Consider the following 20,921-nt stretch of genomic DNA (forward strand, 5'->3'; position numbering starts at 1 on the left):
TTACCCGATATGAAAGATATTGGCAATCGCTGAAATGATAAACTCAACTCCAATAGTAATCACAATAAAACCAATAATTCTCGATAAGGAATTTATACCGGAAGCACCCAATAATCTAACAATATAAAATGAGCTTTTCAATATGAGGTAAATGCATATTGTTGCTACAGAAATTGCTGCGAGAATTATAAATACTTTATCTAGTTCGGAATATTCCTGATTATAGGAAATTAACAGGGACATGGTTCCCGGTCCTGCTATCATTGGCATTGCCAATGGAGTTAATGAAATTTCTGAGCGGGTTTTAATATCTTCTTTAACCTTTTCTACCTTCATTCCTTTATGCTTTCTAAATTCTCCGGTTAATAAAGCGAAACCCGATGTCGCAATAATGAGTCCTCCGGCAATTTTAAGGGAGTTTAAGGTAACTCCGAAGAAGAGTAAGATATACTTGCCGGCAGAAAATGAGATAAGTAATATTATAAAGACATTAATCGATGCCCATAGTGCTATTCGGTTCCGCTCTAAGCTACTGTTTTCCTGAGTTAGACTAACAAATACAGGTACGGTTCCAAAAGGGTTCATTACCGAAAATAAGGCCGCAAAAATCGTTATAAAAAGTTCCATTCGTTTTTCAGCAAAGATTACTCCTTCCTTTTTCACTGAAATGAACCCTGTATTACGATTATGTAAATTTATCGTATGCTCTTTTTAATGGGAATTATGATATGATTTTTTGTTTTTACCGGAAGACGGGTAAAGTGGGCCTGAGTTACTAATTTTTTGTATTTAGATAAACCTAATGGGGTAGATTCGTTGGAATAAAAATATGGTTACAGACAGCAGATCACTGACTATTTCCAAAATCGCAGGAGAAAGGAATCAAACTTCGAATTAAATATGGAGGTTTAGCTAATAAAAGTGAATAGGGGTGTTATTAAAAACGTTTGGACAGGAATCGTAAACGAGTTACTAATATATTTTGGAGGGAGTTGAAACTGGACACTGGATGATTTTTCCAGACACTGCCAAAGTTGATAATCCTAGGAGGATAATCCAAATCTCGGCAAAAATGCCGTGGAATTTGCACAATTTTATTAGAAACAACGACAAAGCCCATATCAATTTTTATTTTTTACAAACGAATGGGAAATCGGGATTTTTGTCCACCAAATTTTAAAAAAAATGCCGCATTTTCAGCGTGTTTTACAGTTGCTCAAATAGTACATACAATTTTAAGGGGGTCGCTTAGCCAATGTAACGGCTATAGCATAACTATAATTTATAAAAATTTATTTACTGATTCTCTTTGCTGATTTTTCATTTTTATTCTTAAGTAACTTGTAAGCTAGATATCCAAACTGGATTCCAACCAAGATAACTTTGGCTTTCCTTGTTTTAAAAAATAATGATGCTGCACCTAAGAGAAAAGTGGGTTTCATAATTGTTTTATTTAGAGATTAAAAAAAATGTATTATTTGGTTTTAAAACGTAACAATTTGTAATAACAATTGACCATTTAATGGAACTGTATTTATCTCATCAAACCTTGACTTCAAACAATTCAAGTAAAAGTTCAAGGCTTCCAGTCATTTTAAATTAATAGCGAAATAGGCTTGTACGTTTTAAGGGGTAATGTAGGAAGTTAAGCGAACAGGGATTGCTCCAAAGCAATTAACTATTAATTCATTTAATAATGGGAGGTTAATGTTAAAGGTAATAATTCAAGTTAGGATGTTACAGGTATGTAACAAACAAATCTAACTACTCACTACTATCATCTAACTAAACATATAAAGAGTTGGTTATTTGATGTTTATGGAGTTGTGTTTATAATTTGATATTTCAGTTTTTTTAGGATAATATCTAAACATATATTGGGTATGCATTATGTTGTTAGTTTTGTAATTGAATCATAAGTGCTTTTAATCAATTTCTCTAACCTACTTGCTTTCATTTAGTTCATTGCTTTCTATTTCCTTTTTAAAGGAATTCATGAACCTCCTACGTCGGTTTCTTTTGCTCGCCCAAAAGAAACGAAACAAAGAAAAAGGCGCCTTCTCCTATGAATTTTTTCGACACCGAGGTCGAAAAACCATGCGCCAAACTCCGCGTCGCTACGTTCCTTCGTTCCTGATTTCGGAGCTTTGGCCCATTATTCTGAGGATAAGGAATTTTGCTTCGCCATTTAATTAGGATATTATTAAAAAGATACCCAAACTTACGTTAGCTAAAGTTCGTGTTCTCGGGCCCGCCCCGAGTGAGAGACTTAATACTTAAGCAATTTTCACTTCTAACAGGGTGCTTAACACATTAAAACAAATGCGTATTTGGTATCAAAAGACCTGTATAATCCACTTTCAAAGTTATTTCCTACTAATCAGGAGTGTCCTACTTCCTTTTATACCGCAGTTTCCCTAGTTCAATGCCAATAGCAGTTTTTGCCAATATGGTAAAAATAAAAGCACCTAGTGCCCATATTCCTAAAGTCACACCTACCTCTATACCCGTAGGTAAGTACTCTACAATTTTACCATAAGGACCAGGAATAAACCCAGGTACGATAAGTCCAAAACCCTTTTCTATCCATATAGCAACAAACAACATTATACAACAGAGGTATAATACATTTAAATTGTTTCTTAGCTTATTAAAGGTAAGCATAGCGGTGGCAATGACATTGAGCGTAATTGCGGTCCATATCCAAGGTAATAGAGCTGTTTTTCCGTGTAATCCAAAAAAGAGGTAATAAGCACTTTCACTGTGATGCGTGGGCGCATAAAATTCTTTAAATAATTCAGATATCAACATTATAAGGTTTATCTGAGCCGCAACGGTTACAATCATTGCAATTTTTTTAATGGTCTTTTCTTCTACTTTAAATTCCGTAAAGCGTTTAATAATGGCCAATACCAGAATAATCAAGGCCGGACCTGCAGCAAATGCAGAAGCTAAGAATCGAGGGCCTAACAAAGCGTTGTTCCAGAAAGGTCTTGCCTGTAACCCTTGATATAAGAACGCAGTAACCAAGTGAATGGCTACCGCCCAAAATACAGAAAGAATAGCCCCTGGTAAATACACGTTCTTCTTGGCCTCTTTCCCTTGGTAATGTCTAAAGAGGATATAGAAAGGGATACTAATATTTATAAAAAGATAGACATTAAGCACAATAACGTCCCATGCTAACATAGAGTTAGGGAAATTAAATACGCCAATTCCAGGGATCATATGCCACAGTACAGCGGGACCACCCATATCTGCTATTACAAAGGCGATACACATAATTAATGCAGCTACCGCTAATCCTTCCCCTATGAGTACCGCCTGTTTAAAGTCGATATCTTTTAGGATATAAGTTGGCATTACCAACATTACGGCGGCAGCGGCAACGCCTACTAGAAAAGTGAAATTAGAGATATAAAGTCCCCAACTAACACGGTCGTTCATTCCAGTAACGCTTAGCCCTTCATCTAGCTGAATAGAATAGCAGTACATACCAATTAGGATTACTATGGTTAAAAACCCCATCCATAAATGGTATTTAAGAGAGCCTTTTGTGATGGTATCTAAACTATCAACAACTAAACTTTTTAATACTTTAAATTGTCCCATTCTTATTGTTTTAAATCACTGGAAAGCATATTAGAATCCTGCTTTACATTTTTGATTTATAATATTTCCAACTACCTTAACTTAATCATCCTTAGTCCATAAAGTACCAGAATTTGGGTTCTGTTCCCAAATCTTCCTTAAGTCGAAACACTTTTTTGTTTTCTAACACCCATCTAATACTACTGTTTGGATCTAATAGGTTTCCAAAAATTCGAGCTCCTGTAGGACAGGCCTCAACACAGGCCGGATTTTTACCCTTTCTAGTACGCTGAACACAAAAAGTACATTTTTCCATCACTCCTTTTTTCCGCATTCTATTGCCTAAGTAGTGCTGATTCTTATTGACTTCATTTTCTGGCACTTCGGGTTTACTCCAGTTAAACCTTCTTCCATCATAAGGACAAGCAGCCATACAATAGCGACAACCAATGCACCAATCATAATCTATAACAACAAGGCCATCTTCTTCTTTCCAAGTAGCTTGTACAGGACATACGTCTACACATGGTGGGTCATCACAATGGAAACATTGGGTTCCCATATAAAAATGACCTTCGGCGGGCACTTCATGGTAGTAGTTATCATCCGCTTTATCAAACTTAAAGCCTTCTCCATCTTTCATCTCGTGGATCCGGATATATTGCATTTCTGAGTTTCTATCCTGATTGTTTTCCGCTACACAGGCCGATACACAATCCATATAGCCTTGACATTTGGAAATATTAAAGGCATATCCAAAGAGCACATCTTCTGCTGCATTTTCCGCGGTCATACTAATATTCTTTCCAGTTCGTAATTCGTAGGAACGCATCAGCCTATCTACCGTTTTCTTTTTCTCATCGTCGGTCATCAATTTATAGTTGCCTTTAAACTGCTCTTCCCAATCTATTTGTGCTTTCTCTTTAGCATCGCCACTAGTAGTTAAGCTACAAGAGGTACTAACGGCTCCTGCACCAATAAGCAGGCTTGCAGTTAGTTTTTTAAAGGCAGTTCTTCGGTCCATCTTAACATCAAAAACCTGCTCAAAACCATCCTTGTGTCGCTCTTCGCCTATAGAAGCATTTATGGCAGCTTCATAAAACTCTTCTGCGCTGAGTTCTTCCTTATGAGAATTACACCCACCTTCTGCCTTTCCACATCCGCAACTGCCAGAGGAACCCTTTTTCTTATTAAGACCAAGATCTAAAGAATACCATTTTTTATTTTCACTCATGCTTATATTTTTAGTGATCTAAACCTTCATTACGCTCTATAGCTTTCTGTGTATTAAATTGTGCTGGCCATCGTTGTTCAAAACCTGGATCATGGGGATTATGACATTCCACACAAGTCATAGAAGCTCTGGGTGGAGTCCAGCCGGAAATTTTCTTACCATGCGCTCCACCTTTCCAATCTTCAAATTGGTTGGTATGGCATTGGGCACAAAGCTTATAGCTGAGATTGAAATCTATGTTTCTGCCAGTCAGGGATGTAAGGTTGTTCATGTCCTCCCCATTATGACAAGTTGCACAGTCCATTGTTTCTATATTGGCGTGATTTATAGTTATATCCCAATGTGCTTTTGCTTTATCGGTCCCTTTCATCTGTGAAAGTGGTTTGCTATGGCATTCAATACAGGCAAATGATTTAATCTGTGATTTACGTTCTGGGATTAAAAAAGTATGTTCGCCCTCGGTAATTTTAATTAAGTCTCTTCCTGCTAATAGCTCTTCCGAGGTAAGCGTACCATGATAAGGCTTTTCTTCTGCTTTTATTCTATCGCTCACCGAATGATATTCACCTTCGTTTTTGCACGAACTGAGTACTATTATTAGAAATAGTAAGGCGTAATATGTTAGATTTTTATTCTTCATTGGAGGTGTTGAATTGTCTTATGAAAGTAGTTATATCCCCATCTATTTTTTTTGAATCCATTGGTAAATGACATTGTCTACAATTAACTCGTTCCGGATGGGAAACTCTAATCTCTTTTGGTGCACTAGGTCCTGCATGGCAAGTAACACAGTTTTCTCTCATTTGTAATTGATGCGGAATCATTGGAGGCCCATCTAATAAGGCATTGTTTACTCCTACACCTACTTTTGGGGGTTCTGGTTTTGAATATGCAAATTCCTTAAAAGTGGAGTTTGAAATAATTGCCACATGGCATTGCCTACAGTTAACCATTTCTGGATGGGGTGTAATAGGGGCATAGGCATTAAATTTCTCTACAAACCCTCCATTTTGATGGCACTGATTACATGTATTGGCTCCATAGCTCATTTCCTTTGCAACAGGATGTGGAATGCTTGGGGGGGCACCTGGATAGGCTCTATTATCATAATACTCTTCCAAGGAACGTTGATGGTTTTCATCAATCGGCATTTTGGAATAATCCAGATGGGCGTCCTCTAAACGTCTAAAAGCACCACTCTCAGCCGGGATATAATTTCCGGTAGGGGATTCAATAACCGATATATAAGCCTCTTCAAAAGATTGTTTATAGCTATAATTCCATATCACTATGAAGGCTATGAATATGATGACGAAAAGTGATATAATTCCTAGTCTCTTTTTCATCTGTGGATATTTATTGATTTTTAATGGTCATACCTGCCCGACTTCGACATTCAGGCGGGTGTAATTCGCATATCGTCATTCGTATTTGCGTCCAGTTTTCGGTCATGCTCATTTCATAGCCTATGCTTTTACAACTTTAACGGCACATTTTTTATAGTCGGGTTCTTTGGATATGGGGCAAAAAGCATCCAGTGTTACATCGTTGATAAGCATATTTTCATCAAAAAAGGGAACAAACACCTGACCTCTCGTAGGTAGGCCCCGTTCATTTATAGAGGCAGGAAGCGTACAGGATCCTCTTCTAGAAACAATTTTTATGTTCTCCCCATTTCTAATACCCAAGGCTTTTGCATCTTCAGGGTGGAATTCAGCATAGGCATGTGGCATAGCTTGGTGCAATACCGGAATTCTTCTAGTCATAGATCCAGTGTGCCAATGTTCTATAACGCGACCTGTATTTAACCAGAAAGGGTATTCCTCATCTGGTTTTTCGGGTGCATCCTCAAAAGGACGTTGCCATATTACTGCTTTCCCATCTGGATTCCCATAAAAATGAAAATCTTCACCGTTAGAGCAGGCAGGATCATATTTGGCGTTATAGCGCCATTGTGTGGATTTCCCATCTACATATGGCCAAATAACCCCAGATTCTTTTTTCAGAACTTCCAATGGTGCCATGCCGTGTTTATTACCTTCGTGGAATTGGATGTACTCATTATAAATTTCTTCAACATGATTTTCCTTACTATATGGAAATAAATCGCCATACCCCATGCGTTTTGCCACTTCAATGAACATCCAAGCATCTGCCATGGTTTCTCCCGGACCTTCAACCATTTTTTCCCAATACTGTGTTCTGCGTTCGGAGTTCCCATAGAGTCCGCCTTTCTCTATATGCCAAGAAGCTGGTAATATTACATCTGCCACATCCGATGTGGGGGTTGGAAATACATCTGAAACTACAACAAAGCAGGAGTCTTTTTGCATACCTGGTCTATAGCGCCCCGTTTTAGGTAAGGATACTAGGGGATTTGTTGCTTGTGTCCATATAAATTTAATGTCGCCCCGATCAACCGCTCTAAACATTTCTGTTGCGTGGTAAGTGGGTTTAGAAGGAATTCGTTCATAAGGAACCTTCCAAATCTTTGCCGCCAACCTTCTATTTTCTTCGCTGGTTACCACCCCTTTTGGAAGCTTATGAGTAAAGGTGCCCACCTCTCTGGCAGTACCACAAGCAGAAGGTTGTCCGGTTAAGGAAAATGGTCCGTTTCCAGGTTGTGATATTTTACCTGTAAGTAAATGAATGTTATAAACAAGATTATTTATCCAAGTCCCTCTAGTATGTTGGTTCATCCCCATACACCAGTAAGAAACAACCTTAGTATTTGGATTTCCGTAAATCCACGCTAAGTATTTAATGTCTTTTACCGATACTTTAGAATATTTTGATACTTTTTCCGGACTATAATCTTTTAAAAATTCTTTATACGCTTCAAAATCTATTTGTTCTGGCTTATCGGTAAATTCATAGTGATCTTCTAGTCCATACCCCATATTGGTGAGGCCTTTACTAAAAGTACAATGTTTTTCAACGAAGGATTTATTTACCCATCCGTTCTTTATAATTTCATAACAAATAGCGTTCGCAACGGCAAGGTCGGTTTGTGGTTCAAATAATATAGACCTGTCCGATGCTGTACTAGAGCGCGTTGTTCGGGTAGCAAAATCGATTATTTTAGCACCGCGTTTGGTTTTTTGTTCCAGCATTCTAGAAAATAATACCGGGTGCATTTCTGCCATATTGTTTCCCCAAGTTACAAAGTAATCCGCGTGATCTATATCTTCATAACAACCCATGGGCTCATCGGCGCCAAAGGAGGTCATGAACCCCGTAACGGCGCTTGCCATACATAAACGGGCGTTACAATCTAGGTTGTTGGTGCCAATAGCACCTTTCATGAATTTAGAAGCGATATACCCTTCGGGAATAGTAGATTGTCCGGAGGTATACATGGCTACGGAATCCTTCCCGTGAGCTGCAATGGTCTCCTTCATCTTATTGGCTACAATATCCAATGCTTCATTAAGCGGGGTCTTTACATAGCGCCCATTTTTCTTTACCAAAGCATGTTCTAATCGGTCTTTAGACTGGATGCACATCGTTTGGTGATATCCTTTAACACACAATAGTCCTTTGTTGACCTTACTATTAGGGTCGCCCTTTACCGCAACTGGTTTTCCGTTTTCAACACCGACTAGGATACCACAGCCTACCCCACAGAAACGACAAGGTCCTTTTTTCCAATCTAGATTTGCGTCTTTTGGTATACCTTTTTCCTGCTCACTGGCAAATACAATACCCGGAAACATGGAGGCGGCAGCAGTCATGGCAGATAGCATGGCCATTTTTTTGATAAAATTTCTTCTATCAATTGGAGACTTTTTCATAATCAAATTAATTTTGGGATACGTTGAAACCAGAGACTAAAGACAATAGTTTTAGACTGTCTAAAGCTTCAATTTTCTCTCTTAGCAGTTCTTCTGATTGTTCATCTGGAGTATCTGTTACCAACGCTAACACATCTTGATTCTCAGCGGGAACAACTTCACATTGCCCAAGACGGATTAATGCTTCCATTAATTCTTTTTTCTTTCCTGGGACAGGATGGGCGAGATAACTTTTTATTGGCATGTCATGTCAGTTTTAATATCAATCGGTTGGTCTAAACAATATAAAGAAACGATTAACATAAGATTAACAGTTTCAAATTACTAAATTTTTCTGATAAAAAAGAATGATAAATCTCAGGTTTTGATAGTGTGATAAGCGCTATATTTATTGGGAAATAACGGTTTCTACTGAGTTTCAATCTGTTTTGTGTTGATAATCAGATGAGTGTGGTTGTTTTGTGAAGTCTCTAAGATTTATTACTTTCTGAAAATTTTAAAAAAAAATCATTTTTAATTCTGTAGTATGATGAAATCTAAACTTGATATAAAACTATGATAGACGTTAAATCAGCATTAAATCTAGTTTTACGGCACGCCTCTCTAGGATCAAAAACACAGGAGGTAGCGCTTAAAGCGGCCTTAGATTTTGTGTTGGCCAAGGATGTAATTTCAGAAATAGATATGCCTCCCTTTAGACAATCGGCCATGGATGGTTATGCGCTGCACATGGGGGAATCCAATTCTTATAAAGTTATAGGTGAAGTAAAGGCGGGTGATGCTGCAAATCCTGTTTTAAAAGCGGGTGAGGCGGTAAGGATATTTACAGGAGCCCCAGTTCCAGATACCGCAAATACGGTAGTAATGCAGGAGAAAGTAAGGGTTAATGGAGATAAGATCGTGCTTGTTGATCCATTAAATGTTAATCAGAATATAAGACCTAATGGGGAACAAATTAGATCCGGAGCAATCGCTTTAACCAAGGGAACAGCAATTAATAGCGCACGAATTGGATTTTTAGCAAGTTTAGGGATTACTACTATTACGGTTTATAAGAAGCCTACCCTTTCTATTATTGTTACAGGAAACGAGCTTATTACTCCAGGAATTAAACTTTCCTTTGGTGAAATATATGAATCCAACGGTGTCATGCTATCCGCTGTACTAAGTGAATTAGGGTATAAGGATACTAGATTGATTAAGGTGGAGGATGATTATAACCAGACAAAAGAAGTCCTGCAAAAAGCCATAAACAATAGCGATGTTGTTCTTGTAACAGGAGGTATATCCGTTGGGGATTACGATTTTGTAGGCAAAGCATTAAATGCAATAGGGGTGGAAGAAATTTTTTATAAAGTAAATCAAAAACCTGGTAAACCCTTATTCTTTGGGAAAAAAGGCGAAGTGTCCCTTTTTGCATTACCTGGGAATCCGGCAGCTGCACTTAGTTGTTTTTATATTTATGTGTACCCGCTACTAAAGAAGAGTGAAGGCGCATATAAAACGCAACTTACGCGTATTGCCATGCCGCTATCTGTTGATTATTCTGTTAGGGGTAATCGTGCGCAGTTTTTAAAAGCACAAGTAGAGGGAAGTCATGTTCATATTCTAGGCGGACAAAGTTCGGCTATGCTCAGCGCTTTTGGAGATGCAAATGCCTTGGTATACATACCGGAGGAGGTAACTGAAATAAAAAAAGGAGAAGGTGTAGAAACAATATTATTACCTGCTAAATAATTTATGAAATATGAGTACGTATAAAATTAAAAGCAGAATTTGGATTGAAGCGGGAGATAATGTTTTTTTAGGGGAAGGCCGAGTGAAGTTATTAAAAGCGATTGATGAAGAAGGGTCTTTATCCAAAGCTGCTAAGTCGCTTGGGATGTCGTACAAAAAAGCTTGGACCTTGGTAGATGCGGTAAACAAATCGGCAAAAAGGAAGGTGGTCGTAAAAACAGTGGGAGGTGCACAAGGAGGGGGAACCAAAATTACCCCGTATGGAAAAAAGCTTATAGAAGCGTTTGAGACTATTAATAAGAATTGTTGGGCCTTCCTAGACCAACAACTAAAAGCGTTGGATAGTATATGATGATTAACGATCCCAACTTTTTATTATTTCTGGGTATACTTCCGGTGATTGCGTTTTTATATGCTGGAGTTGGTCACGGAGGTGCAAGTGGGTACTTGGCCTTGATGTCCTTGTTTTCTATGGCGCCAGAAACCATGAAACCTACAGCCTTACTTTTAAATTTATTTGTAGCGGGCACCTCTTTTTACTTCTATTATAAAGAAGGCTATTTTAACAAAAAGCTCTTCCTGTATTTCGCAATATCTTCTATTCCAATGGCTTATTTAGGCGGACTTATCACTGTGGATGCCAGTATTTATAAAATCATCTTAGGGGTATTGCTGATTTTTGCAATACTAAAGATGCTAAATGTTTTTGGTAAGGAAAATGAGGTTATAAGAGAGGTAAAACTGTGGCAAGGTTTGCTGGTAGGAGGTGTAATTGGTTTCTTTTCGGGTCTTATTGGCATTGGAGGTGGCATTATATTAAGTCCGGTAATTTTATTGTTGCATTGGGGAAAAATGAAGGAAGCCGCTGCGGTATCTGCCCTCTTTATATGGGTGAATTCCGCTGCAGGTTTAGCAGGTCAGTTCACTAACGGCATTGTATTAAATAAGCAGTCGCTCCTAATGGTGACTTTGGCTGTAATAGGCGGATTTGCAGGGAGTTATTATGGTAGTAAAAGAATGAGTAATACGAATGTGAGGTATATGCTTACTGTAGTATTGATTGCTGCCTCCGTGAAATTGATTTTTATACAATGATAAAAGCATCGATTACCTTTAAGGGATACTGTCACAAAAATCCAGATTCTGAATAGGGGAGAGGTGATTTGGTAAAAAACCAATTGAATGCCGACCATCCCGAAAATTTAAGCACAAGGGTCAGTAAAGAGATTTCTAAGAAGCATTACATCAAATTAAAGAAAAGGTTATAGCAATTATGGTAGATATTACACATAAAAACAATACGCTGAGAACAGCAATTGCCCAGGCAATTGTAAAAGTTAGTAAGGAAGAAACAATTGAGGCAATTAATAATAAAACCGTACCTAAGGGCGATGTGTTTGCTATGAGTAAGGCTGCCGGACTTATGGGCGTTAAAAAAACACCAGATCTACTTCCAGATTGTCATCCTTTGCCCATCGAATTTACTGGGATCGACTATGAGATTAATGGATTGGAGATTAAAGTAACCGTTACGGTTAAAACAATCTATAAAACAGGTGTGGAGGTAGAGGCCATGCATGGAGCAAGTATTGTAGCGCTAAATATGTACGATATGCTGAAGCCCATAGATAAAGGAATAGAAATTCATCATATTAAACTATTGAAGAAAACAGGGGGCAAGTCTAGTTTTAAGGACAAGTTTAAGCGTGATGTAAATGCGGTAGTCATCGTCTGTTCCGATTCCGTATATGAAGGTAAAAAAGAAGACAGTGCCGGTAAAGCAATCTTGAATAAACTAGAAGCATGTGAGGTAGGGATTCAGGATTACATCATTATTCCTGATGATGCCCAGATAATTGAGGAGAAAGCAAAGCACTACCAATCTAATGGAGCCGATTTAATCATCTATACAGGGGGAACAGGACTATCTAGTCGTGATGTAACACCGGAAGCATTAGAACCCCTCCTGGATCGTAGGATTCCTGGAATAGAAGAAGCGATTAGAAAATATGGCCAAGATCGTATGCCGTATGCCATGTTGTCTAGAAGTATTGCCGGAACTATAAAAAACACCTTGGTCCTTGCATTACCGGGTTCTACTAACGGGGCACGCGAATCTATGGATGCTATATTCCCATCGGTGTTACATGTTTTTAGAATTTTAAAAGGAGCGAGTCATGATAAAACAAAATAGTAGGTCATGAAGAGAAAGCTCTTGATTTAGATTGTAACCTGAGAGAGGTGACATTAGGTGCTAGAGGAAAATTAGGTCTTTTGATTTTCGGATTTTATACTTTCATAGCGTCCAGGCCGCTTTCATTAAAGTGAACATGGGCTGCCGGACACCTTCCTCACGGTAGGTAAACCATTCTTCAATCAACGTAGAAATTCCTTGATTTGTTACTAAAAGAGAAGGAGGCCGAAAACCTATGCAGGAAGGCTTCTTGTATTGTTTTCCTTATCCGCAGAGGACCGATCGGAAAATGCAACGATTTGCATTTGAAGGGAGGGGCCAGCTGACGCATTTGCTAACACTGCAGCTGGCTCCTTAAAACAAAAGTTAACTAAAGGCCCTGTTCGTTTTATTCATTGTCTGTTATTTTATAGTAAGGTATTCATGAACCTCCTACGTCGGTTTCATCAAACAAGCAATGAAATCGCAGATTCACGAAATCCGTTAAAAATCAATCAAAACCACTTGAGTAAAATGAAAGAATATATTTGACTTAGACTCAGTTATAAGTATTTGGAAAACTTTATTTATTCGAAAAATAGTGAAGTTACGTTGTTTGCATAATCACAACAATTGATCATGATCCCCAATTTGCTTACAGACGTTTTACGCTTAGTAGCTACATCCCTTACTGATAATTCTAAAAGGCAGTAAAAGAACAAAGGGAACAAAAACAATATTAATCGTTCCTAGTTCCCTTTGCGATCATGTTTTCCCCAAGTCAGCGTTACCTGATAAGTTCAACGGGTATGATCTCAGCCATCGATTGTTCAATAGCACCCCGAAACACGATTATATAAATATACAAAAAATTATTCACTTATTTACGTAAAAATGTAATCAATTGTGTAAAAATTTCAACTATGTTAAAAATAGTTCGCGTATCTGTAAGATATCCGCAGGTCTATAGTCTTCAATCTTGCTGATTGCTCGCTTGCAATAAGTAGACTTGCATTCCTACTGTTTGTTTTGTAGTGGTGTAAGCTCTCGGCAAACCTAAAAGGATACCAAGATAAATTATGGTATTTTAATCTGGGCCAGTAGCTCATCTATAGTGTCCGCCTTTACTCATAAAATCATGATTTCTTAGAGTCGGGATTCCAACCCAAGGCTATAGCAACCTGATTTTGATCTTTAATAACAGAGCGAATCATATAGGGTCTATCCCCACTAACATTCTGGATGGAATCTATAATAGGTTCCCCATCGATGATAACCGTTCCTTTAAAATTGTTTTTGGGTTGATGGCCAAGACCATACCTATTGTCTTCCACTAGCAATAGCATCAACATATTATCTGGGGTAGCAGTAGAACAGTAGATGCCATGATCATCCCATAAATACACTTTGTTTTTGGAGTTTCTTACGGATTCAATCCTATTCGGTTTGCCCAATATGTCTTCTAGCGCGGTGTAGTTGGTAGGAAATTGTATTTTGGAGTTATTAATTCGTATTGAATTAGCATCACACGTTATAACAATCTGTTCTTCCTTTTTTTTCCTTTTGCTCAGATCTCTAAAATCGAATATTCCCATAGCATGCAATATATTTTATTTTCATGAGTAAAGTAAGTTTTTAAATCTAGACTAACTAGTTTAAACGTACTCTCTAAGGAAACGAGTGACTTTTTAATTTCTAATCCCTAAAAATAGTCTCCTTCTTAATGCCAAGCTTGTTAATTCTGGCAAATAGGGTCTTTGCGTTCATATCTAGAATGCCCGCAGCGCCATTTTTACCACTTACTTTTCCTTTGGTATGTTTTAAAACGGTTATTATATGTCGCCTTTGCACCTCTTCAAAGGTTAGTAGTTCGGTATCTTCGGTGGTTCCGGAATCGGTAGGCATCCAGCTTCCGGTATTTAATGTGGTACCACTTTCAACGATCACAGCACGCTCAATTAAATTTTCCAATTCTCTAATATTTCCTGGGAAATTATAGGCTATTAGCGCATCCACTGTTTTTTTAGACAACCGTTTAAAGGCTTTCCCTGCTTTGGCTGAATATTTTTCCAAAAAGAATTGCGCAAGTAGGGGAATATCCTCTTTCCGGTCTCTGAGGGGGATATTGTATATGGGAAATACATTCAGCCTATAATAAAGGTCTTCCCTAAAAGTACCCTCTTTTATCATGTCTTCCAGCTTTCGGTTGGTAGCGGCAATAACGCGCACATCTACTTTAATGGTTTTGGTACCGCCTAATTCATCAAACTCACCTTCTTGTAAAACGCGTAGTAATTTAGATTGTAATCCTATGGGCATCTCACCAATTTCGTCCAGAAAAATTGTTCCCCCATCTGCTAAGGTAAACTTCCCCACCTTGTCTGCTACAGCACCGGTAAAAGCTCCCTTTTTGTGTCCAAACAGCTCACTCTCAATAAGTTCTTTTGGTAAAGTGGCACAATTCACTTTTATCAGGGGTCTATCCTTTCGCAAACTATTGGTATGTACTGCACTTGCTAATAATTCCTTTCCTGTACCAGATTCCCCGGTGATAAGCACGGTAGTGTCTGTTGGTGCCACTAGATTTACTTGCTCTAGTACTTTTGCATAATCATCACTCTTGCAGACAATATTACTGGCATTTATTCTATGACTTATTTCTTCCTGTAAATATTCGTTTTCGCTTTCTAGACGTTCTTTCAACGATTTAATTTCCTCTAAAGCCTCATACAGTTTTAGATCACGCTTTTTTCGATCCGTAACATTTCTAATTACTGCACAATTATAATCTTCATTATTAAATCGTAGATGATTGGCCGTAATATCAACAGGAAATTTTGTGCCGTCTTTTCTAACTACCAGCCATTCGAAACGTAAAGATCCTTTTTCAACTACTTCACTAAAATGGGATGTCCACCAATCTTGATTTACCGACGGGTCAATATCAAAAATGGTGGCAGTATCGAGTTCCTTTTTTCTATAGCCCAGCTGTTTTATAACCGATTCACTATAATGAAAGAATTCCCCCTTTCTATTCAATACATATATTAAGTCTTCCGCATTATCTATAACCGCCTTATATAATTGAAGAGCGTTTTCTTTACGTTGTTGTTCCGTTACATCTTGATATATGCCCAGGATCTTATACACCTTATCACCTTTTAAAACGGGTCTAGCTACTGCTCTAATAAATCTAGAGGGGTTCTCTTTTGTTTCTAGCACTTCATCATATGAAGCAGCTTTTCTCATAACGCCGCGCAAAAGGCTTTTTGCTTTTTCACTGTCCTTAAATCTATGGATAATATTTGCTGGGGCTAAGGCTTCCGTTTCCTGTGCATTAAATATCTTTAAAGCTTCTGTGGTGGTTATTAAAGGACCATCTTGTAAGTTTAATTTCCAACCCCCAACATTGGCAATCGTTTCCGTCTTATCCAATAAATTTTTATAAAAACTGGAGTCGGTAATATCATTTACAATAGCACAAATGATATTTTTTCTATTATTTGAGAAAAATTGAGCGAATACTTCAACTTCATAAAATTTCCCTCCTTTATTCTTGTGAGTAGCCTTAAAATAGTGAGTGTGGTTGCTTTTTACAGTGTTCCAGTGCTCCTGCCAGCTTTCTTTGGTGGCCGTGGTATTAATATCAAAGATGGAAAGCGTTAATATTTCCGACTTTTTATATCCTAATCGGCTGTAGCACTTGGGATTAGCATATAAAATTCGGCCTTCTTCATCCATCCATAATACTTCATAGGGTAGGGTCTCAACTAACCATTCTTTTACTTCCGATTCTGGTATCATACTTTATTTTTTATAGAAACACCTCGTAAAAATACGTAAATATTTCTCATATGATAGAAAATTCTCATTAAATAGAATATATTATCAGAAGCAAAAATAGCATCAAACTGATAATCAATGATTTGTGTGTTTGGCACGAGATTGGCTTACTATATACCGAACGAATCGATTATTAATTGACTGGGCTTTATAAGAAAGTCGATTTAGAAATAAGAGGTTCTGTTTTAGAAAATGTTTCTCAGGTAGAAACAAAAAGGAAAAATTAACATACATTATTTATACAAAAAAAGAGAAAAGAATATGAAAAAAGTAATTCACAAAGCAGACACAAGAGGAAATGCAGATCACGGTTGGTTAAAATCTAGACACACCTTCAGCTTTGCAAATTATCACAACCCAGAACGAATGAATTTTGGAGTATTGCGAGTACTAAATGACGATACCGTTTCTGAAAGTATGGGGTTTGGAACACATCCTCACAGGGATATGGAAATTGTTTCTATTCCATTGGAAGGAGACCTTAAGCACAAAGACAATATGGGGAATGAGACCATTATTAAAGCGGGTGACATCCAGGTAATGAGTGCTGGTACGGGAGTAATGCATTCCGAATATAACAATAATCCAGATCAGCCTGTAAAGTTTTTACAGATCTGGGTAATCCCTAACAAGCAAAATGTTGAACCCCGTTATGACCAGATAACGCTTAATACGACCGATCGTAAGAATAAATTGCAACAAGTTTTATCTCCTAATGCAGATGATGCAGGGGTATGGATACATCAAAATGCTTGGTTTAATATGACCAATCTAGATAAGGATAACGAAGTGCAATACAACTTAAACGATGCCGAAAATAATGGGGTGTACGCTTTTATATTAAAAGGTGACGCCACTATAAATGGTGAAAAGCTAAACGAAAGGGACGGTCTTGGAATCTGGGATGTAGACACCCTAGATATAAAAGCAGATAGCGATACGGAAATTCTATTGATGGAAGTTCCAATGAGCTTAAACTAGTAATACATCTAAAGAAAACAACCGCTATTGGGTATAGATAATCCCATGAATGGTTTCAATTATCAAAATAAATTAAATATTAATCTTTAAATAAAAAAAAACATGTCAACACAAGTAAAAACAAAATGGACTATTGATGCAGCACATTCAGAAATCGGCTTTAAAGTAAAGCACATGATGATTTCTACAGTAACTGGTCATTTTGAAGAGTTTGATGCTACCGCTGAAACTGAATCAGATAAATTTATCAATGCCGATTTCAACTTTACAGCAAAAACAGCATCTGTCAACACTAAAAACAAAGATAGAGATGCGCATTTAAAATCAGATGATTTTTTCAATGCTGAGAAATATCCTGAAATGACTTTCAAGTCTAAATCTTTTGATGGTAGTACACTAGTAGGGGATTTAACCATTAGAGATGTGACCAAAGAAATTGAATTGGATGTAGATTTCAATGGTATTGCAGTAGATCCTTACGGACAAACAAAAGCAGGTTTTGAAGCTACTGGAAAAATAAATAGAAAAGATTTTAATCTTACTTGGAGTGCCGTAACGGAAGCTGGAAGTATAGTGGTAAGTGACACTGTAAAATTAGTAATCGACTTACAGTTTACAAAGAAGTAATCGATTAGAAGGATCATTAAAATGGGGTTGGATTAATAATTAATTCAATCCCATTTTATATTTATATTTAGAATAATAATTATAAACCCTATATTATGGAGATCACAATAAAAGAATTAGACAATAAAGGCTTTGCAATGGCAAGGGAGAATGACAAAAGAGCGGGGATTATGACCTATTCTGTTGCAGGTAAGGAGCAGATCATAATAGACCATACAGAAGTGGAGCCCGAATTTAACGGCAAAGGCATAGGGAAGATGTTACTGTATAAAATTGTAGAGATGGCTAGAGAAAAAAATATAAAAATTTTACCTTTATGTCCGTTTGCCAAGGCCATGTTTAAAAAGCATGAAGATATACGTGATGTTTTAAAATAATTTGAATAAAAAAGGAAATATGTCTAACACCGAATTAATTATAGAAGAACGGGCTGCCGATATCGGTAATTTTATGGTCGGACGCTTATTGCCGTTTAGGCAAAAACGAGCAGTGGGACCCTTTACGTTTATTGACCATATGGGGCCTGCAAGAATGAGTAAAGAAGAAAGCTTAGATGTTGCGCCACATCCGCATATTGGCTTATCTACCCTTACCTATCTGTTTGAAGGCTCTATTCAACATAAAGACAGTCTAGGTTCTGATATTGAGATTAAACCAGGAGCGGTGAACTGGATGACTGCCGGTAAAGGGGTGGTCCATTCGGAGAGAACACCAGATTATTTAAGAGATTCCGAGAAAACATTACATGGCCTGCAAATTTGGGTGGCGCTACCTAAGCATTTGGAGCAAATGGAACCTAGCTTTGCCCATATTGAAGAAAAAGAGATTCCGCAATGGAATGATCAAGGGGCGCAATTTAAATTAATAGCCGGTACTGCTTTTGGTAAAACCTCTCCAGTTCCTGTGCATAGTGAGTTGTTTTTTATAGAGATTAAAAGTACGGATAAACAGCAAATTACTATTGGTGAAGATCTGTATGGTGAAAGTGCTTTATATATATTAAATGGTAGTATTAATTCCGAAGGCCACAATTACGGTCCCAAGCAAATTTTAGTCGCGAAGGACAGTACACTGTGTTCCTTTGAAATGGAGCCAGAAACAACCATTTATATTTTTGGGGGAATTCCTTTTGAGGAAGAGCGTTATATCCATTGGAATTTTGTGAATTCGGATAAGGAAGTCATAGAAAAGGCGAAAAAAGATTGGGAAGAACAGAATCTAAATGCTTTTCCTAAAGTAGTGGGTGATGAAAATGACTATGTGCCGCTTCCAAAGCCACGTAGAATATGAAAACAGGAAGACTAGAAGCCTTTAGTGATGGTGTATTGGCCATTATCATAACCATTATGGTGTTGGGAATGAGTGCGCCAGAAGGATACACCTTTGAGGCCTTAAGACCCATATTTCCGGTCTTTCTTACTTATATTCTGAGTTTTATCTATGTTGGAATTTATTGGAACAACCATCATCATCTATTACAAGCAGTCAATTTGGTTAATGGAAAAATCTTATGGGCAAACCTGCATTTGTTGTTCTGGCTTTCGCTTTTTCCCTTTGCAACAGACTGGATGGGAAAAAACCATTTTGAAGATAACCCCACTGCAATTTATGGCGGAGTGTTGCTTATGGCAGCTATTGCCTTTAAGATTATGGTGTACTGTGTTATAAAGAATGAGGGTAAAGATTCTAATATTGGTAAGGTATATAACAAGGATAAAAGAATGAATATTTCGTTGTTCTTGTATTTAGCCGGTATTGTAATCTCGTTTTTTCTTCCTATATTAAGTTTGGTACTATATTTAGGGGTCGCCCTAATGTGGATTGTACCCGATCCAAGGATAGAAAGAACATTAAAAGATTAAAGTATGGACACAAAGGAATATTCAAACGGAGAAATCACCATTTTATGGAAAGCCGATAAATGTATCCATTCGGGAATATGTGTTAAAACATTGCCCAAGGTTTATAATCCCAAAGCCCGACCATGGATAAAGCCTGAAAATGCTACTACAGAGGCGTTATTAGACCAAGTGTCTAAATGCCCTTCAGGAGCGTTGAGTATTAAATAGTCATTGAAATTCCTTGATTAACTACTAAATGAAAAAGTAGCCTTAAAACAATTCGAGAAGCTTATCAATTAAGTTATCCTGATCCGCAGAGGACCGTAATGCAAATGCAACGAATTGCATTTGCATGTAGGGGCCAGCTGGCGCGTTGGAGGAAAAGCTCCGAGATTCAGCTTTTTTATTTCCAAAAAAGCGCGGAGTTTTGAATCCGGTTTTTAGATCTAATCTAAAAAATTCATCAGGACCGATCGGAAAATGCAACGATTTGCATTTGTAGAGAGGGGCCAGTTGGCGCGTGGGCCATCGCTACAGCTGGCTCCTTAAATCAAAGGTACACAGTACCTTCGCTTTCAGGCCCTGTTCGTTATATTCATTGTCTATTATTTTACATTAAGGTATTCATGAACCTCCTTCGTCGGTTTCATCGGACAAGCAAAGAAATCGCAGATTCACGAAAACCGATAAAAATCAATAAAAAACGACTTGAGTAAAATGAAAGAATATAATTGGGAGAGATACAGTTAAACGAATATGATAATTTCTATTTAATTGAAAGATATTCAAGTTGCTTTATGTAGATAAACTCAACAATTGTCCATTATTCATATTAATTAATATTTCACCCATTAATTAATAAATAATTATCCATTCAAAAGGGATATTCGGGAGTAGGCCGATTTTCACTAAAAACTGGACAGAACGAATCCTGGAACATCGATGTTTCCGGGATTTTTTTTATGGTTTATTTTCGAAGTGGATTTTCGTCCGGTTTAAGAGGGCTTTTTGGTCGTTTTAGTGAGGTTCTGGCATACCTTTCCCATCGAAGTTTCGGATCGCTAGTCCCTATGCCGCTTTTTCCAGCGCCATGGCCGACA

Annotated in this window: 19 protein-coding genes; 10 read left to right on the forward strand and 9 right to left on the reverse strand. The window is 37.6% G+C overall.

All coding sequences use genetic code 11. The features are described 5' to 3' along the window. From G466_RS0115200 to G466_RS0115240, 7 genes are all read right to left on the reverse strand, one after another. Positions 1-627: a MarC family NAAT transporter gene (locus G466_RS0115200; protein ID WP_026814431.1), complete on the reverse strand. Its 627-nt coding sequence runs from the start codon at positions 625-627 to the stop codon at positions 1-3. Between the two features lie 1,764 nt (positions 628-2,391). Then, the gene (dsrP, locus tag G466_RS0115215; RefSeq protein WP_026814432.1) at positions 2,392-3,612 is read right to left on the reverse strand and encodes a sulfate reduction electron transfer complex DsrMKJOP subunit DsrP; all 1,221 of its coding nucleotides are present in this window, start codon (positions 3,610-3,612) and stop codon (positions 2,392-2,394) included. A 91-nt stretch (positions 3,613-3,703) separates the two neighbouring features. Beyond that, positions 3,704-4,825 (reverse strand): 4Fe-4S dicluster domain-containing protein, encoded by a 1,122-nt coding sequence (locus tag G466_RS0115220; RefSeq protein WP_026814433.1) that lies wholly within the window; start codon positions 4,823-4,825, stop codon positions 3,704-3,706. Between the two features lie 10 nt (positions 4,826-4,835). After that, the gene (locus tag G466_RS0115225) at positions 4,836-5,465 is read right to left on the reverse strand and encodes a cytochrome c3 family protein (RefSeq protein ID WP_026814434.1); all 630 of its coding nucleotides are present in this window, start codon (positions 5,463-5,465) and stop codon (positions 4,836-4,838) included. Next, positions 5,455-6,171, reverse strand: coding sequence for a cytochrome c3 family protein (locus G466_RS0115230; RefSeq protein WP_026814435.1), 717 nt, complete (start codon positions 6,169-6,171; stop codon positions 5,455-5,457). Before G466_RS0115230 ends, G466_RS0115225 begins: the two co-directional genes overlap by 11 nt. A gap of 120 nt (positions 6,172-6,291) precedes the next feature. Continuing rightward, complete coding sequence (locus G466_RS0115235; protein ID WP_051315705.1) at positions 6,292-8,619, reverse strand: molybdopterin-dependent oxidoreductase; 2,328 nt, start codon at positions 8,617-8,619, stop codon at positions 6,292-6,294. 7 nt (positions 8,620-8,626) lie between these two features. Next, complete coding sequence (locus tag G466_RS0115240; RefSeq protein WP_026814437.1) at positions 8,627-8,863, reverse strand: hypothetical protein; 237 nt, start codon at positions 8,861-8,863, stop codon at positions 8,627-8,629. Between the two features lie 311 nt (positions 8,864-9,174). Between G466_RS0115240 and G466_RS0115245 the strand changes: the two genes are divergently transcribed. From G466_RS0115245 to moaCB, 4 genes are all read left to right on the forward strand, one after another. Then, the gene (locus G466_RS0115245) at positions 9,175-10,356 is read left to right on the forward strand and encodes a molybdopterin molybdotransferase MoeA (protein WP_026814438.1); all 1,182 of its coding nucleotides are present in this window, start codon (positions 9,175-9,177) and stop codon (positions 10,354-10,356) included. 10 nt (positions 10,357-10,366) lie between these two features. Next, on the forward strand, positions 10,367-10,708 hold the full coding sequence (locus G466_RS0115250; RefSeq protein ID WP_026814439.1) for a winged helix-turn-helix domain-containing protein: 342 nt from the start codon (positions 10,367-10,369) through the stop codon (positions 10,706-10,708). Beyond that, positions 10,705-11,451, forward strand: coding sequence for a sulfite exporter TauE/SafE family protein (locus G466_RS0115255; RefSeq protein WP_205622040.1), 747 nt, complete (start codon positions 10,705-10,707; stop codon positions 11,449-11,451). The genes G466_RS0115250 and G466_RS0115255 overlap by 4 nt, the downstream gene beginning before the upstream one ends. 154 nt (positions 11,452-11,605) lie before the next feature. Further along, positions 11,606-12,550 (forward strand): bifunctional molybdenum cofactor biosynthesis protein MoaC/MoaB, encoded by a 945-nt coding sequence (gene moaCB / locus G466_RS0115260; protein ID WP_262482339.1) that lies wholly within the window; start codon positions 11,606-11,608, stop codon positions 12,548-12,550. 1,115 nt (positions 12,551-13,665) lie between these two features. Here moaCB and G466_RS0115265 read toward each other — a convergent pair. Both G466_RS0115265 and G466_RS23260 read right to left on the reverse strand, forming a co-directional pair. After that, positions 13,666-14,124: a DUF7738 domain-containing protein gene (locus G466_RS0115265; protein ID WP_026814442.1), complete on the reverse strand. Its 459-nt coding sequence runs from the start codon at positions 14,122-14,124 to the stop codon at positions 13,666-13,668. Between the two features lie 100 nt (positions 14,125-14,224). Next, complete coding sequence (locus tag G466_RS23260) at positions 14,225-16,333, reverse strand: sigma 54-interacting transcriptional regulator (protein WP_051315706.1); 2,109 nt, start codon at positions 16,331-16,333, stop codon at positions 14,225-14,227. 300 nt (positions 16,334-16,633) lie between these two features. Between G466_RS23260 and G466_RS0115275 the strand changes: the two genes are divergently transcribed. From G466_RS0115275 to G466_RS0115300, 6 genes are all read left to right on the forward strand, one after another. Further along, on the forward strand, positions 16,634-17,353 hold the full coding sequence (locus tag G466_RS0115275) for a pirin family protein (protein WP_026814443.1): 720 nt from the start codon (positions 16,634-16,636) through the stop codon (positions 17,351-17,353). 102 nt (positions 17,354-17,455) lie between these two features. Then, positions 17,456-17,980 carry a YceI family protein gene (locus G466_RS0115280; protein ID WP_026814444.1) on the forward strand — a complete coding sequence of 175 codons (525 nt, stop codon included), beginning with the start codon at positions 17,456-17,458 and terminating at the stop codon, positions 17,978-17,980. Between the two features lie 95 nt (positions 17,981-18,075). Continuing rightward, positions 18,076-18,357: a GNAT family N-acetyltransferase gene (locus G466_RS0115285; protein ID WP_026814445.1), complete on the forward strand. Its 282-nt coding sequence runs from the start codon at positions 18,076-18,078 to the stop codon at positions 18,355-18,357. A 19-nt stretch (positions 18,358-18,376) separates the two neighbouring features. After that, complete coding sequence (locus tag G466_RS0115290) at positions 18,377-19,270, forward strand: pirin family protein (protein ID WP_026814446.1); 894 nt, start codon at positions 18,377-18,379, stop codon at positions 19,268-19,270. Then, a complete protein-coding gene (locus G466_RS0115295; RefSeq protein ID WP_026814447.1) occupies positions 19,267-19,842 on the forward strand; it encodes a TMEM175 family protein in 576 nt (191 codons plus the stop codon). Before G466_RS0115290 ends, G466_RS0115295 begins: the two co-directional genes overlap by 4 nt. Positions 19,843-19,845: 3 nt before the next feature. Next, a complete protein-coding gene (locus G466_RS0115300; protein ID WP_026814448.1) occupies positions 19,846-20,049 on the forward strand; it encodes a (4Fe-4S)-binding protein in 204 nt (67 codons plus the stop codon). The last annotated feature ends 872 nt before the right edge of the window (positions 20,050-20,921 follow it).

The sequence above is a fragment of the Arenibacter certesii DSM 19833 genome (assembly GCF_000429545.1).
GTDB lineage: Bacteria > Bacteroidota > Bacteroidia > Flavobacteriales > Flavobacteriaceae > Arenibacter > Arenibacter certesii.